Source organism: Burkholderia sp. BCC1988 (assembly GCF_905339895.1).
In the GTDB taxonomy this organism is placed as follows: domain Bacteria; phylum Pseudomonadota; class Gammaproteobacteria; order Burkholderiales; family Burkholderiaceae; genus Burkholderia.
Window position 1 is genome coordinate 542462 of record NZ_CAJPHA010000001.1, and the last position, 14649, is coordinate 557110.

At 69.2% G+C, this 14649-nt stretch carries 15 protein-coding genes; all 15 read right to left on the reverse strand.

What is annotated here, in order from left to right; translation table 11 throughout:
* Positions 1-2 precede the first annotated feature (2 nt).
* Complete coding sequence (locus U4012_RS02285) at positions 3-1091, reverse strand: nitronate monooxygenase (protein ID WP_321795811.1); 1089 nt, start codon at positions 1089-1091, stop codon at positions 3-5.
* Positions 1088-2014: an enoyl-CoA hydratase gene (locus U4012_RS02290; RefSeq protein ID WP_321795813.1), complete on the reverse strand. Its 927-nt coding sequence runs from the start codon at positions 2012-2014 to the stop codon at positions 1088-1090. The genes U4012_RS02285 and U4012_RS02290 overlap by 4 nt, the downstream gene beginning before the upstream one ends.
* An 8-nt stretch (positions 2015-2022) precedes the next feature.
* Positions 2023-2820, reverse strand: a complete 798-nt coding sequence (locus U4012_RS02295; protein ID WP_124484681.1) for a CoA-transferase subunit beta — start codon at positions 2818-2820, stop codon at positions 2023-2025.
* Positions 2821-2830: 10 nt separating this feature from the next.
* On the reverse strand, positions 2831-3724 hold the full coding sequence (locus U4012_RS02300) for a CoA transferase subunit A (protein ID WP_124521988.1): 894 nt from the start codon (positions 3722-3724) through the stop codon (positions 2831-2833).
* Between the two features lie 9 nt (positions 3725-3733).
* Positions 3734-4630: a VOC family protein gene (locus U4012_RS02305; RefSeq protein ID WP_044845676.1), complete on the reverse strand. Its 897-nt coding sequence runs from the start codon at positions 4628-4630 to the stop codon at positions 3734-3736.
* A gap of 249 nt (positions 4631-4879) precedes the next feature.
* Entirely contained in the window at positions 4880-5296 is a 417-nt protein-coding gene (locus U4012_RS02310) for a type II toxin-antitoxin system VapC family toxin (protein ID WP_193759899.1), read from the reverse strand.
* Positions 5283-5519 carry a FitA-like ribbon-helix-helix domain-containing protein gene (locus U4012_RS02315; protein WP_014899176.1) on the reverse strand — a complete coding sequence of 79 codons (237 nt, stop codon included), beginning with the start codon at positions 5517-5519 and terminating at the stop codon, positions 5283-5285. The genes U4012_RS02310 and U4012_RS02315 overlap by 14 nt, the downstream gene beginning before the upstream one ends.
* A 274-nt stretch (positions 5520-5793) precedes the next feature.
* Entirely contained in the window at positions 5794-7113 is a 1320-nt protein-coding gene (locus U4012_RS02320; RefSeq protein WP_321795819.1) for a glycosyltransferase family 87 protein, read from the reverse strand.
* A gap of 7 nt (positions 7114-7120) precedes the next feature.
* Entirely contained in the window at positions 7121-7774 is a 654-nt protein-coding gene (locus U4012_RS02325) for a hypothetical protein (protein WP_321795821.1), read from the reverse strand.
* An 811-nt stretch (positions 7775-8585) separates the two neighbouring features.
* On the reverse strand, positions 8586-9359 hold the full coding sequence (locus tag U4012_RS02330; RefSeq protein ID WP_321795823.1) for an SDR family NAD(P)-dependent oxidoreductase: 774 nt from the start codon (positions 9357-9359) through the stop codon (positions 8586-8588).
* A 37-nt stretch (positions 9360-9396) separates the two neighbouring features.
* Positions 9397-10983 carry a FadD3 family acyl-CoA ligase gene (locus U4012_RS02335; protein WP_321795825.1) on the reverse strand — a complete coding sequence of 529 codons (1587 nt, stop codon included), beginning with the start codon at positions 10981-10983 and terminating at the stop codon, positions 9397-9399.
* A 46-nt stretch (positions 10984-11029) separates the two neighbouring features.
* On the reverse strand, positions 11030-12097 hold the full coding sequence (locus U4012_RS02340; protein ID WP_321795827.1) for a ferredoxin--NADP reductase: 1068 nt from the start codon (positions 12095-12097) through the stop codon (positions 11030-11032).
* Positions 12098-12107: 10 nt separating this feature from the next.
* The gene (locus tag U4012_RS02345; protein WP_124570887.1) at positions 12108-12329 is read right to left on the reverse strand and encodes a hypothetical protein; all 222 of its coding nucleotides are present in this window, start codon (positions 12327-12329) and stop codon (positions 12108-12110) included.
* 39 nt (positions 12330-12368) lie between these two features.
* A complete protein-coding gene (locus tag U4012_RS02350) occupies positions 12369-12887 on the reverse strand; it encodes a flavin reductase family protein (RefSeq protein WP_044845681.1) in 519 nt (172 codons plus the stop codon).
* Positions 12884-14644, reverse strand: coding sequence for an FAD-dependent oxidoreductase (locus U4012_RS02355; RefSeq protein WP_321795831.1), 1761 nt, complete (start codon positions 14642-14644; stop codon positions 12884-12886). Before U4012_RS02355 ends, U4012_RS02350 begins: the two co-directional genes overlap by 4 nt.
* Positions 14645-14649 lie beyond the last annotated feature (5 nt).

The window sequence follows — 14649 nt, forward strand, 5'->3', positions numbered from 1 at the left end:
TTTTACGCAGCCTGTGCCGCGGTCGCGCCGCGCAATGCGGCCAGCGCGTCGAGCCGCTCGCCGGCTTCCGCGACGATCCGCGCGATCAGCGCGTCGCACGATTCGATCGCGCCGATCATCGCGGCCGCCTGGCCGCTCGGCAGCACGCCTTCGTCCGGCCGCCCCTCGACGATCGCGCGCTGGATCAGGAACGGCGCGTTCGCGGCCATCAGCGTCTGGCTCGCCGTGTAGTCGTGCGAGCGCAGCGCCTTGATCGCGAGGCCGAGCATGTCGCCCGTGCTCAGCCCGTTCTGGCGGCGCCACGCTTCGGCCGTCTTCAGCGCGAACCACGTGCGGCGCAGCGGGCCGAAGCGTTCGAGCTTCAGCAGGTACGGGTTGTCGATCATCCGTTGCGGCAGCCCGTCGAGCGCGTCCGAAACGCGGATCCGCGCCGGATCGCCGACCGCGACGTAGCGGTCGAGCGTTTCGCGCGGCACCGGCGATTCGGCGCTCATCAGGAAACGCGTGCCCATCGCGATGCCGGCTGCGCCATACGCGAGCGCGGCCGCCAGCCCGCGGCCGTCGAAGAATCCGCCGGCCGCGACGACCGGCACCCGCACCGCGTCGAGCACCTTCGGCAGCAGCAGCGTGGTCGGCACCGAGCCCGTGTGGCCGCCGCCTTCCGCGCCCTGCACCGTCACGATGTCCGCGCCTAGCTCGACCGCCTTCGACGCGTGCTTCGGCGCGCCGACGGTCGGCATGCAGACGATGCCGGCGTCCTTGAAGCGTCGGATCGTCTTCGCGTCCGGCCCGCGGCCGTAACTGACCGCACGCAGCTGGTGCTTGATCGCGAGATCGACCACCTGTGCGGCGTTCTTCTGGAACATGTGGAAATTGATGCCGAACGGCTTGTCGGTCAGCGACTTCACCTTCAGGATCTCGGCCTCGACCTGCTCGGGTTCGAGCGTCGCGCCGGCGAGAAAGCCGAAGCCGCCCGCGTTGGCGGTCGCCGCAACGAGCCGCGCGTCGGCCACCCAGCCCATCGCGGTCTGCACGATCGGGTAGCGGCAGCCGAGCAGGTCGCACAGCGGCGTATGCAACGTCGTGCTCATGCGGCGGCTCCGTTGACGGCGGCCGGTGCCGCATCGGCCTGCGCTTCGCCGTCGGCCGGTTCGGGCTTGCGCTGCGAGCTGGCCATCTTGCGGGCGTCGTAACCGCCGAGGCGGTCGCCGCTGACGAGCTCGTTGTGCGCATGCGCGAAGTGGTGCCATGCGAATGCCGCGTCCATCGCCGCGCGCTTGCCCTGCAGTTCCTCGACGTGGTTCAGCGCCTGCTTGGTCAGCGTGAGGCCGAGGCGCGGCATCGTCGCGATCTTCGCGGCGATCGCGTAGGTTGCATCGCGCAGCCGCTCGCGCGGCACCACGCGGTTGACCATGCCCATCTGATACGCGCGCTCGGCCGGCATCCGCTCGCCGAGGAACAGGAACTCCTTCGCGATGCGCGGGTTCAGCTCGTACGCATGCGCGAAATACTCGACGCCGGGAATCCCCATCCGCACGACCGGATCCGCGAAGAACGCATCCTCCGACGCGACGATCAGGTCGCACACCCACGCGAGCATCAGCCCGCCCGCGATGCACGCGCCGTGCACCATCGCGATGGTCGGCTTCGGCAGGTCGCGCCAGCGCCGGCACATCCCGAGGTACACCTCCTGTTCGCGCGCATAGAGGAATTCGCCGCCTTCCTTGTCGACGTGGTCGTACCACAGCGACGCGCGGTCGAACGACTCGTGGATGTCGCGGCCCGGCGTGCCGATGTCGTGACCCGCCGAGAAATGCTTGCCTGCGCCCGCGAGCACGATCGCCTTCACCGCGTCGTCGTGCGCCGCGCGCCGGAACGCCGCGTCGAGCGCATACGTCATCTTCGAGTTCTGCGCGTTGTGATACTCGGGACGGTTCATCGTGATCGTCGCGATGCCGTCCTCGACCGCGTAGTCGACGACACCGTCGCCGAACGTCATCTGGGTCGCTTCCATGTCGGACCTCATCCGCGGCGCGGCGCCGGATTGTTGCGCACGATCGTCGCGCGCAGGTTGTGAGGGTCGAGCGCACGCACGATGCGCAGGTCTTCCGCATTCGGCGCGGCCGTCGTGCCGAGGTCGGGCGCGGCGATCAGCGGGAAGCCGGTCGCGTCCTGCACCTCGTCGAAGCTCACGCCCGGATGCAGCGAACGCACGCGGATCGCGTGGTCGGGCCCGCCGAAATCCATCACGCACAGGTCGGTGACGATGCTGCGCAGGTCGACGAAGGTCTTCATGCCGGGCAGCCGGCGCGCCGGGTTGTAGCCGACCGTGCACACCATGTCGACTTCGCCTGCGACGAACGTGCGCTTGCCGTGGCCGCTCACGAAAAACGAGTTCGCGTGGTTCGTCGAGTTGCCGGGGAAGCCGCGCGCGCCAAGCAGCTGCGTCTTCGGACGCGCGTAGTCGTCGCCGAGCCACGAGATGTTGGCCTGGCCGAAACGGTCGATCTGCGTCGGCATCACCAGCGCGTGGCGGCGGCCGTGCCACAGGCAGTCGAACACGCGCTCGTAGGTCATCCAGCCGCTCGCCTGCACGCGATAGCCGTCGGGACGCGGCCCGAGCGGGATCGGCGCCTCGACGAGATACGCTTCGCCGTCGGTCAGCATCAGCCCGCTGTTGTACGCGAGCCGCGCGAGGCCGGCCGCGAGCCGCGGGCCCGTGCCGATGCCGGTCGCCAGCACTTCGCCGTCGTCGCGCCAGAGTCGCGCGGACGCGACGATCATCAGTTCCGCGAGGGAATGGTCGAGAGATTCGCTCACAGGCGCTCCTTTACAGAATCGGCAACGGCAGCGTCGTCACGTGCGACAGCCCGCCGACACCTTCGAGATACTGGCGTTCGTCCTGGCCGACCACGTCGCGCAGGTAAGCCGCCGTCTTCGCATCGTCTTCCGCGCTCGCGCAGTACGCGCGCAGGTGCGGCAGGTCCCAGCCGTAGTCCGGCCCGCACGACGTCGGGTGCGCGCCGCCCGGCGCGTGCACGACGCCGGTGACGAGCGAGCGCTCGAACGGATTGCGGCGCGCGGCGTCGAGGTCGTCGCTCGCGAGCGACGCGTCGACCGTTTCCGCCGACACGTAGCAGCGCTGCGCGGCGCGCGCCATCCACGCATCGAAGAACGGATCGGGACCGTCGATGCGCGTGTTGCCCATCCGGTCGGCCGCGTTCACGTGCAGCAGCGCGACGTCGAGTTCGATCGCCGGCATCGCGAGCAGCGTTTCGCCGTCGTCGTACGGCGATTGCACCGTGCGCAGCTGCGGCGCGTGATCGAGCAGCGCGGTGCCGAGACCGGCGCGCGTCGGCAGGAACGGCAGGCGCGCGGCGGCCGCGCGCAGGCCAAGCTGCAGCATCCCTTCATCGAGTTCCAGCACGTCGACGCGGCCCTGTTCGCGGGCCCGGCGGAAATGCGGCTCGAGCGGAATCACGTCGAGCGACACGAAGCCGAACACCGCCTTGCGCACCTTGCCGGCCGCGCACAGCAGGCCGATGTCGGCGCCGCCGTACGCGACGATCGTCAGGTCCTTCAGGTTCGAGCGCGCGATCTCGCGCACCAGTGCCATCGGCTTGCGCCGCGGCCCCCATCCGCCGATGCCGATCGTCATGCCGTCGGCGAGTTGCGCGACCACGTCGCGCGCGGACATCGTCTTATCGAGAGGTTTCATCGTCATCGTGCTGGCTTACCGGTATCCGATGCTGAAATCGTGGCCCCACTGGCTCACCTTGGTGGCCTCGAACACCGCGTGCTTCGACCAGTCGACCGTGAGGCCGCCGAAGCCGTATTCGAGATCGAAGCCGCCGGGGGTCTTCATGTAGAAAGAAATCATCTGGTCGTTGCAGTGGCGGCCGAGCGTCGCCGACATCTTCACGTCGTGCGCGGCGACCCGATCGAGCGCGCGGCCGACTTCGTCCATCGAGTCGACTTCGGCCATCACGTGCACGCAGCCCGACGGCACCGCCATCTCGAACAGCGCGAGGCTGTGATGGCGCGCGTTGCGGCAGTGCATGAAGTGAATGCGCTTCTCGGGTTCGGCGGGGTCCGGCGTGAACTTCACGCGGTAGATGTCGGACAGCTCGAAGCCGAGCACGCCGCGCACGAACGCGTCGGTCGCGTCGAACTGCGGCGCGGGCAGCACCGCGTGGCCGAGCCCCATGTCGCCGGTGACGAAGCGCGCGACGCCCAGCGGCGACACGAAACGGCGGAAGTCGCAGCGCGCGCCCCAGTACAACTCGTGGCGGTTGCCGGACGGGTCGGTGCACCACGCCATCGCCTGCACGCGGCGCAGCGCGGCTTCGTCGCGCGTGGCGCGCACGGCCTCGACACCCGCCTGCCGCAGTGCCGTCAGCGCGGCGTCGAACGCGGCGCCGTCGGGCAGTTCCCAGCCCGACGCGAAATAGCGATCGGTCGCACCGGGGACGATCACGTAGCGGAAATCGCGCTCGTCCATCTTCAGGTACAGCGCGCCGTCGGGCGCGTCGAGCACCTGCATGCCCAGCACGTCTTCCGCGTAGCGGCGCCACGCATCGACGCGGGTCGCCTCGACGACGACGTAGCCGAGCGCACGGACATCGATCATGTCGGCCTCCTCCAGGTTCAGAATCCATTGTTCGTGAAAGGATTCTGGCCGGTCGGGGATGGCGTCACATCGTCTGTTGGGACGAGAGCGGACGGGTCTTTTAGGACGACGCCGGCCGGGAGAGGACCGGGAATCGGACGCGCGCTAAAGCCCGGCGATACGGGCTGCAAGCGGGCGATGCGCGACGGAGAACACGCAAGGGAAGAAGGCGGGAAGCGATGGCGGATTGCCGCGACGCGGCAACCCGGCTCACTCGAACGGGTTCAGCAGCCGGACGCCGGTGCGGGCGAAATCGTCGACATTGCGCGTGACGACCGTGAGATCGTTGATCAGCGCGGTGGCCGCGATCAGCTTGTCGAGTGCGTGGGCCGGATCGGGCACGCGCAAATGGCCCCACATCTGGCTGGTCTCGAGATCGACCGGCAGGATGTTCGACGCATAGCCGGACAGAATCGTCGCCATCCATGCCTCGAGCGCCGACGCCTGCGGATGATCGCCGCGATGGCGGATCAGATCGACGCCGCGCCGAAGTTCGGCCACCGTGACGATCGACAGGTAAAGCGGGCTCGCGTCGGCCTCGGCCTGCCTGAAGAACGCGCGCACGCCGCGGTTGGTTCGCTTGCCCTTCCTGATCTCGCTGATGACGTTCGTATCAATCAAAAACACGCCTGACCTCGCCGGAATCCTGAACACGTTGGAAATCCGCGTCTTCGCCGACGTCCGGCATGCTCATCAGCACTTGCGCGAATGTCCTTCGCTTCGGCCGGCCGAGCGCATCGGCCAGAATGGCCCGATGTTCGGCCTCGGCACTCCTGCCGTTGGCCGCAGCCTGCTCTCGAAGGCTCTGAACGATACTGTCATCCACGTTACGCACCAGAAGATTTGCCATGAGTCCCTCCATCCAGATTGCTATCAATGATAGCGCCAACGCGGTGAATTGCAAGCATTGCTATCATCGTTGTGATCGGACGGAAGCCGGGTGTCGGCGTCGGCCGGCGGCAGCGGGCGACGGGAACCCGCCCACGTTGCGCCGCCGGCCGGACGCGTCGAACTGCTGTCGTGCAAGGTAAGCCGGATCGGGACGATGAAAAAGACGGCCGAATGGCCATTCGCTGACAAGTGCTCGCAACGGGACTCCGGCCGCGGCGACCGGAGTCACTGTATCAACGGCTTGCGGCGTCGTTCCGGGCTTTCGTCGGAATCGACTCCGACGCGCGCCGCACGACCATCGCCAGCACGGCGACCAGAATCGCCGGCGCGACCGGCCACGTCGCACCGGTAATGACTGCAACGAACGCCTGGGCCGGCGCGATCCAGGCGAGCGCCACGACGACCGTCTCGAGCCGGTCCGGCCGGACGTTCCGACAGTCGAGCAACAGGAAGGTCAGCGGCAACACCAGCCACATCAGGTCGTAATACATGTAGTACGGTTGCACGAGCAGCGTCGCCGTGGCGAGTGCGGCCGCACGCAATTCGAAGCGCGCCGCGCGAATCCACACATACGCGACGGCCGCGGCGGCCGCCATCGCAACGCACATTTGCAGGCCGTACGCGATCCGGACCGGCAGGCCCGCGGCCCGCGCGCCCCCCACCATCGACGGCATGCCGCGCCAGAACGTTTCGCCGTACTCGATCACGCCGCGGTTGAAGGTCGGCAGGAACGCGAAGAACGCGGTCCACGCCCGCCATCCGAATACGGCCGCCGATGCCGCGACGATCGCCGCACTGAACATGCCCGCCGAGACCAGCACTTTCCAGTGCCGCCCGCAGATCAGGGCCAGCGGGAACAGCACGCCGTATTGCGGCTTCACCATCAGGAGCGCGATGCATGCCCCCGCGACGACCGGGCGCGACCGGAGCAGCAGCAGCGCCGCGCCGGCCGCCGCGACGGTCAGGAACGCATTCTGCATCGTAAGGACGGCGCCGATCAGTCCCGGAAACGCGGCGACCGCCAGCCGCCACTGACTGTCGAGCGAACGCGTCAACCGCGCCACGACCAGCGCGTAGCAGCCGATCGACAGTAGGCCGAACAGCACGACGGCGCTCGCGAACGGCAGCAAGCCGAACGGGACGACGACGAGCAGAAAGGTCGGCGGATACGGCCACGGCGCGAAATCGTCGAACGGCCGGAGCGCCGCCTCGATCGGCTGGATCCATTGCGGCGAGAAGATCGCCGTCGGGCCATGCTCGAGCGCAACCCGGGCCGTCGCCCAGAATATCGCGAAGTCCGACCCGACCATCGGCGCGGACCGGTCGTGCAACAGGTAATAGCGGATCACCCAGACGGCGAGGAAGACGATCTGCAGCGCAAGCGCCGCAACGGCATACGTTCCGACGCGCCGCGCATCGCCGGCACGATCGTCCGATCTGCGTACCGTCTCCATCGACCACCCCGCGCGTTTTGTTCGGTGAAGTATAGGCGCAGCCCGGCACGCCTGACGGCCGAACCCGCGCGGGCGTCGCGCGGCCGTGCCGTAATGCACGTCCCGCTCAAAACCGGTACGAGATCCCGATCTGCAGCACCGGGTACCACCGATACCGCGACATCACGCGGTTCAGTTCGTCGAGGCCGCTGGCGGTCAGAATCTGGCTCTTCTGCGGTCCGGCCGCGGCGGCGAGTTGCGGCGACAGCGTGTACGAGCAGCGCGGGATGCCGTACGCGACGCCCAGGTCGGCGACGAAACCGAGCCCCTTCGACGCCGGCCGGTGCCCGTAGCCGATCCCGACATACGGCATCACGGTCGGATAGCGTGCCTCCGCGACCGCGTACATCCCCGGCAGCGCCGGAAAACGCTTGCCGGCGAACACGTAGGTCCCGTCGGTGGGCACCGACACGCCGCGGATATCGTCGTCGTTGAAGCGCAATCCGATCGTCGCGCGAAAGCCGCTGCCGCGCCACGGAAAGATGTCCGCATACAGGCCGCCTTGCCGCAACTTGATGTCGTCCTGGTAGCGGTTGCCGGCCACCGTGAAGTCATGCGTCAGATTGATCGCGTTGAAATCCGCGTGCGCGCCCAGCACCGAATTGAAGCTCACTGCCGCGCCGATGCCGACGCCCTGCGTGCCGCCCTGCAGGTAGATTTCCTGCGCGTGCGCGCCGGCCGCGAACCCCAGTGCCAGCGCTGCCCATTGGTTCATTGTCATTTTCACGGGCGTCCCCCCCCGACATGTGCCGGGCGCGCCGACCCGCCACGTGCAGCGCATGTCGCCACGCGCGGCGGGTCCCCCGGCACGACATCTTGCAAGCAAGCTTGCTGTTTGACGGATCGAGCGTACGATGCCCGTGCGTGTCGCCGATACGACGCAGCGTGTCCGGCACGACGGGCCGCTATCCCGCGGCTCGATCCGATCCCCGATATTTCGATGTCGTTACGTACCGCTCCCGCGATTTGTCGTTGCCATCAGTCGCGATTGTGTCGAGCGGCCCCGACCTAACCGCAAGGCATGTGCCATGCGGCGCGAACCGGCACGGGACAAGCGTCGCGGCCAAACGTCCGCGGTGATGCGGGGGAGAATCGACGGAAATGTTTCAGGAACGCATCTGTTTTCGGCACGTCAGCACCGTGCCCGATGCAGCGGAGCGATGCATCGGGTGCCGCGACGCGCGACGGGCAAGCACGCGCGGCTGTCGGCACGCGCGACATCGCAACGGCGTGCAAGCACGTGTGACGTCACGCATGGCAGGAAATGTTTCATCGACGTGACCTCGCGCGAGTCGCGCGTGGTCAGGATACGAGAAGCGCGCAGCGCGGATCAGGGTGAATACCGAGGACGGTGCGCGCGCAACCAGTTGCCGCCGAGACGGCCGTTCATGCGCTTCGACGCATGCATGCGGGCAGTCGCTCCCGGGCGCCTGCGGCGCGAAGATCCGGGATCGATACGGCGGATTCGGCGCCGAAAGCAACCGAACGTTCGTCTGCCGGGCCCGCTCTCCCGAGCGGGCTCCGCGCATCCGCTACAACCCGTACCCGCCCGAGACGTTCAACTGCTGCCCCGTGATGTAGTTCGCGCGATCCGACGCGAGGAACACCGCCGCACGCCCGATATCGTGCGCCTTCCCCCAGCGCTTGAGCGCGAGCATCTTCTGCGTGTCGTCGATCCACGCCTGGTCGAACTGCCCCTGTTCGAGCAGCACCGGAAACATCCCGGCCTCGATCACGCCGACCAGGATCGAGTTGGCGCGAATCTCGTGACGGCCTTCCTCGCGCGCGAGCCCCTTCACCAGCGCCTCGTTCGCCGCCTTCGGCGCGACCGACAATCCGTCGCGATCCGGCCAGCGCAGATGCCCGGCCGAGCCGAGCGTGACGAACGACCCGCCGCCCGACGCACGGAAATGCGGCAACGCGGCCTTCGCCGCATTGAAGAAGCCGACCGTCTCGACCTCGATCGCGCGACGCCAGTCGTCGTGCGTCATGTCGCCGATGCGACGCTGGTTCACGAACGGGCCGGCCGCCCACACGATCGTGTGCACGCGGCCGTGCGCGCCGATCGCGGCCGCGAGCGCGGCATCGATCTGCGCGGGAGCGGTCACGTCCGCGCAATGCGTGGTGGCCGCGACGCCTGCGGCGCGCACCTCGCGCGCGACGCGCTCGGCCACCTCGGCCTTGCTGCGGTAACCGAGCGCGACCGGCACGCCGGCACGCGCGAATTCGAGCGCGACGCCCTGTCCGATTCCGCCGCTGCCGCCGAACACGAGTACCGCGCCCTGCGGAAATCCGTTGTCGTTCATGCGTTCGTCCCGTTGATTTCGTGGCGTGCGCCGGCGTTCAGGCCGCCGCTTCGGTGCCCGCGCGCAGCCGGTACTTCAGCACCTTGCCGGCCGCGCTCGTCGGCAGTTGTTCGACGAACGTGAAATGCCGCGGCACCTTGTAGTTCGCCATGTTGCTGCGCGCCCAGTCGTTCAGTGCGTCGGCGTCGGTGTGCGCGCCGGGACGCAACACGACATACGCATGTCCGACCTCGCCGAGCCGCGTATCGGGCACGCCGACCAGCGCGACCTGCGCGATCGCCGGATGCGCGGCCAGCAGCCGCTCGATCTCGGCCGGATAGCAGTTGAAGCCGCCGACGATGAACATGTCCTTGATCCGGTCGGTGATCTTCAGGTTGCCGTTCGCGTCGACACAGCCGAGGTCGCCGGTATGCAGCCAGCCGTCGGCGTCGACGGCTTCGCGCGTCGCATCCGGCTGGTTGAAGTAGCCGCGCATCACGTTGTAGCCGCGCACCCAGATCTCGCCGGTCTCGTCCGGCCCGAGCGCCGCGCCGTCCGGCCCCGCGATGCGCAGCTCGACACCCGGCATCGGGCGGCCCGACGTACAGGCGACCGTCTCCGCGTCGTCGCCGTGGCGGCACAGCGTCGCGAACCCGCACGATTCGGTCAATCCGTAGCCGGTCAGCACGGTCTCGAAGCCGAGCTCGGCGCGCATCCGCTCGATCAGGCTCGGCGCGATCGCGGCCGCGCCCGTCACCGCGATCCGCAGCGACGACAGGTCGCGCGTCGCGCGATCGGGCGCATCGAGCAGCGCGTAGTACAGCGTCGGCGGGCCGGGCAGCACCGACACGCGTTCGTCGGCGATGCGGCGCAAGACGTCGGCCGGCTGGAACACGAGATGCGGCAGCACGGTCGCGCCGCTCGACAGCGCGGCGAGCCAGCCGGCCTTGTAGCCGAACGTATGGAAGAACGGATTGACGATCAGGTAGCGGTCGTCCCGGCGCACGCCGGCGATCGTCGCCCACGCCTGCGCGGCGCGCAGGTTCTGCCCGTGCGCGGTCATCACGCCCTTCGGGCGGCCCGTCGTGCCGGACGTGAACATCAGGTCCATCACGGTATCCGGCGTCACCTGCGCCTCCCGCTCGCGCGCGGCGGCGAGCGGCACCGCCGCGCCGCGCGCGAGGAATGCATTCCAGGTTTCATCGTGCGCGCCGGACGGCGGCTCGCCGTCGAACACGACGACGCGTTCGAGCGTCGCGGGCCGGTGCGGCGCGAGCAGCGCCGGATAGGATTCGCCGAGGAAGGTGCCGCAGCAGAACAGCAACCGCGCACCGCCGTCGTGCAGGATACCGCCCACTTCCATGCCCTTCATCCGCGTGTTGACCGGCACGAGGATCGCGCCGACGGTGTGGATCGCCAGCGCCGCGACGATCCATTGCGGCAGGTTCGGCGCCCATACGGCGATCCGATCGCCGGCGTCGATGCCGCTCGCGAGCAGCGCGCGCGCCGCTTCGAGACGCGCCGCATCGAGTTCCGCGTAGGTCAGCCGGCCGTGCTCCGACTCGATCGCCGGATGCGCGCCGTGGCGCGCGGCAGCCCGCGCGATCAGCGCGGGCGTGGTGAGGATTTCGTTGTCCATCGTCATATGCGTCGAAACAGGGTTGCCGTCGGTGCCATCGACACGTCGCGGCTCAATCGGGGAACACCACGCGCAGCGCGTCGCTCGCGGGCCGCGCGCAGCAGGCGAGCGTCCAGCCCGCCGCGATCTCGTCGTCGTCGAGCACGTGGTTGCTGTCGAGCGTCACCGCGCCGCGTTCGACGCGGCACATGCACGCGCCGCACTGCCCCATCCGGCAGGAATTCGGCGCAGGCAGGCCGGCGCGCAGCATCGCGTCGAGCAGCGTTTCGCCGGGCGCGCTGTCGAACGCGAACGCCTCGCCGTCGAGCACCGTCTCGATCGCCGCGCCTTCACCGTCGCCGTCGCGATCGTCATCGCCGGACGCCGCCGCCGTTGCGGTCGATGCCGCCGGATCGGCCTGCGCCGGCGCATCCGGCAGCGACGCAAAGCGCTCGACATGCACGCGCGCACGCGGCAGCCCGAGGCCGAGCATCGCGGCGAGCGCGTTCTCCATGAACAGCGCCGGCCCGCAGATGAACGTCTCCTGCTGGCTGAACGGCCGCGCGAGTTCCTCGAGATGCCGCTGCAGCGGCACGCCCTGCACGCTGTCGAGCCAGTGGATCACGCGCAGGCGGCCCGGATGACGGTGCGCGAGCTGCCGCAGTTCGTCGCGGAAAATCACCGCGCGCTCGTCGCGGTTCGCATAGATCAGCGTCAGCATCCCGCGTCCGTGCACGAGCGCCGATTTCAGGATCGACAGCACCGGCGTGATGCCGCTGCCGCCCGCGAACAGCAGCAGGTCGCCGTCGAGCGAGCGCGGCGTGAAGACGCCGGCCGGCGGCAGCACGTCGAGCGCATCGCCCGCGCGAATGCGGTCGCACAGCCAGTTCGACGCACGGCCGTCGCGCACGCGCTTGACGGTGATCTTCGGCGCCGCGTCGATGCCCGGCGCGCTCGACAGCGAGTAGCAGCGCGCGACGGTCGCGTCCGTGCATGGCACGTTCAGCGTCAGGAACTGGCCGGGCCGATACGCGAACGCATCGCGCAACGCGGCGGGCACGTCGAACACGAACGAGCACGCGTCGTCGCTTTCGGCGATGACGTCGGCCACGGTCAGCCGGTGAAATCGGGGATCGCTCATCGCCGGCTCCTCATGCAGTGCGAGCCGCGCCGGCCGCGCCCGCCGAAGCCGTATGCCAGCCGGCTTCTCCCGCACGGCACCGCGCGTCGTTCGACGCCAGCGCCAGCGCTGGCGCAACACCGGCGAACGCGTTCAGCACCTGCGTTGCCGCCGCGCCGATCAGCTGCACGAACTCGTGCACGATCGTTGTGTCCGCACCATTCTCGATATTGCGGTTCAATCTGCGTGTCATGGATCGTCTCGTTCCGATGCGGAAAAACGCGCACCGCCGTCACGCGGCCGCGCGGGCCGCGGGCGCGCCGGGCGTCGTGTACGCGCCGTCGAGATAGACGAGCGGATCGACGTCACCGCTCATCAGCACCTCGCGAATGCGCCCGATGAACACCGTATGCGTGCCGTATTCGAAGCGGCCGTCCTGCTCGCACACGAGGCTCGCCTGCGAATCGTGCAGATACGGCACACCCAGCGGCGACGTGTGCCACTCGCCGGTCGTGAAGCGCGCCTCGCCCTTCAGGCGGCCGCTGCAATCGATCGCGATGCCTTCATGCCGTGCCGACAGCACGTTCACGCAGAACGGTGCCCCCGCATCGAGCGGCGGATACAGCGACGCATTGCGGTTGATGCAGATCAGCAGCGACGGCGGATCGGTCGACAGCGAATCGACCGCCGTCGCGGACATCGAGTAGCGCCGGCCGTCGTGCGCGCTGCTGATGACCGTGACGGAGCGCGCGAGGCGGCGCATCGCGAGCAGCATGTCGGTGCGCAGCGGATGGGTGGTGAGATCGCTCATGATTGGACTCCGTCAAGTTCTGTCGTGGACGGCCGGGCTGACCGGCCGCCGGCGTCGGCCGCTTGCGCGGCCAGGTGGTCGGCGGCGATGAACCCGAAGGTCAGCGCCGGACCGAGCGTCGAGCCCGCGCCGGGGTAGCTCGCGCCCATCACCGATGCACTGGTGTTGCCGATTGCATAGAGACCGTCGATCGGCGCGCCGTCGGCGCGCAGCACGCGCGCCTGCGCGTCGGTGACGAGCCCACCCTTCGTGCCGATGTCGCCCGCGTCGATCCGCACCGCGTAGAACGGCGCCTCGTCGACCGGCCCGAGGCACGGATTCGGCCGGTTCTTCGGATCGCCGTAGTACGTGTCGAACAGGTTGTCGCCCTTGCCGAACGCTTCGTCGATACCGGTTGCCGCGTAACGCGCCATGTCGCGCAGCGTGTCGTGCAGCCCGGCCGCATCGACGCCGATCCGCGCGGCGAGCGCGTCGATCGTGTCGGCCTTCACGAGCACGTCGCGAAACGCGTCCGGAATGCGGGAATCGGGCATCATCGACGCAGGCATGATCGGCCCGCACGGATACTTGCGGCGAAAGCGCGCGTCGAACACCATCCACGCCGGCACGCACGCGCCGGTGCGCGCATGGTCGCGATACATCGCCGGCACGAATTCCGAATACGGCGCGGCTTCGTTGACGAAGCGCTTGCCGAGACCGTTGACGATCACGCAGCCGGGCAGGTTGCGCTCGACGAACAGCGCGCGCTGCTTCTCCTCGCCCGCGACGCCGACCGTAGGCGCGCCCCATACGTGTTCCATCAGCGCGAGCGCGCCGCCGAGCCGGTGGCCTTCGGCGATCGCGTCGCCGGTGTTGGCCGGCGGCGTCGCGCTCCATTGCATCTGCGTCGGTTGCGGCAGGTAGCGTTCGCGCATCGGCTGGTTGCGCTCGAAGCCGCCCGCGCCGAGGATCACGCCGCGCCGCGCGGCGATCGTCACCGGCTGCCCGAAGCGCTGCGCGCGCACGCCCGTCACGCGGCCGTCGACGTCGAGCAGGTCGCGCATCGGCGTGTCGAGCCACACGGGCACGTTGCGCTCGAGCAGCGCGCGGCGCAGCCCGCCGATCAACGCGTTGCCGAGCGTCAGGCGCCGGTCGCGCCGCGTGCGGCGGCGCACGCCGAAATCGAGCCAGTAGCGGCCGAACTGCGCGATCGCGAGCCTCATGAAGCCCGGCCCGCGCGAGAACAGCGTGTGCGCCTCCTTCGACGTCACGGCCACGCGGCCGCCGATCAGCGTGCCGGGCGACGGCGGACGCAGCCGGTCGAGTTCGTCGCCGAGCAGCCCGCCGTCGAACGGCAGCGGATCGAGCGCGCGATAGCCCGGCATCGCGCCCGGCAGCTTCTGGAAATAGTCCGCGTACTTCGGCAGCGCCTGGTAGCGCACCGGCGTCTTCGTTTCGAGGTAACGCAGCATCTCGGGCGCCTGGTCGAGATACGCGTCAAGCCGCTCGCGCGACGATGCGCCGGCCGTGCACGCGTCGAGATAGCGGCTCGCAGCCTCGCGCGTGTCGGTCGCGCCGAGTTCCGCGATATGGTGATTGCACGGCACCCAGATGCCGCCGCCCGAGACCGCCGACGTGCCGCCGTACAGCGCCGTCTTCTCGATCACGACGACGGACAGCCCGCGGTCGGCCGCGCGGCACGCCGCGAGCAGCGCGCCCGCGCCCGAGCCGACGACCACGACGTCGAACACGTATTGCTGCGCTTGCGTGTCGTTCATCGCCG

Coding starts and splice junctions, on each gene's coding strand:
- U4012_RS02285 (WP_321795811.1), bottom strand. CDS start 1,091: ATGAGCACGACGTTGCATACGCCGCTGTGCGACCTGCTCGGCTGCCGC.
- U4012_RS02290 (WP_321795813.1), bottom strand. CDS start 2,014: ATGGAAGCGACCCAGATGACGTTCGGCGACGGTGTCGTCGACTACGCG.
- U4012_RS02300 (WP_124521988.1), bottom strand. CDS start 3,724: ATGACGATGAAACCTCTCGATAAGACGATGTCCGCGCGCGACGTGGTC.
- U4012_RS02305 (WP_044845676.1), bottom strand. CDS start 4,630: ATGATCGATGTCCGTGCGCTCGGCTACGTCGTCGTCGAGGCGACCCGC.
- U4012_RS02315 (WP_014899176.1), bottom strand. CDS start 5,519: ATGGCAAATCTTCTGGTGCGTAACGTGGATGACAGTATCGTTCAGAGC.
- U4012_RS02325 (WP_321795821.1), bottom strand. CDS start 7,774: ATGACAATGAACCAATGGGCAGCGCTGGCACTGGGGTTCGCGGCCGGC.
- U4012_RS02330 (WP_321795823.1), bottom strand. CDS start 9,359: ATGAACGACAACGGATTTCCGCAGGGCGCGGTACTCGTGTTCGGCGGC.
- U4012_RS02335 (WP_321795825.1), bottom strand. CDS start 10,983: ATGACGATGGACAACGAAATCCTCACCACGCCCGCGCTGATCGCGCGG.
- U4012_RS02340 (WP_321795827.1), bottom strand. CDS start 12,097: ATGAGCGATCCCCGATTTCACCGGCTGACCGTGGCCGACGTCATCGCC.
- U4012_RS02345 (WP_124570887.1), bottom strand. CDS start 12,329: ATGACACGCAGATTGAACCGCAATATCGAGAATGGTGCGGACACAACG.
- U4012_RS02350 (WP_044845681.1), bottom strand. CDS start 12,887: ATGAGCGATCTCACCACCCATCCGCTGCGCACCGACATGCTGCTCGCG.
- U4012_RS02355 (WP_321795831.1), bottom strand. CDS start 14,644: ATGAACGACACGCAAGCGCAGCAATACGTGTTCGACGTCGTGGTCGTC.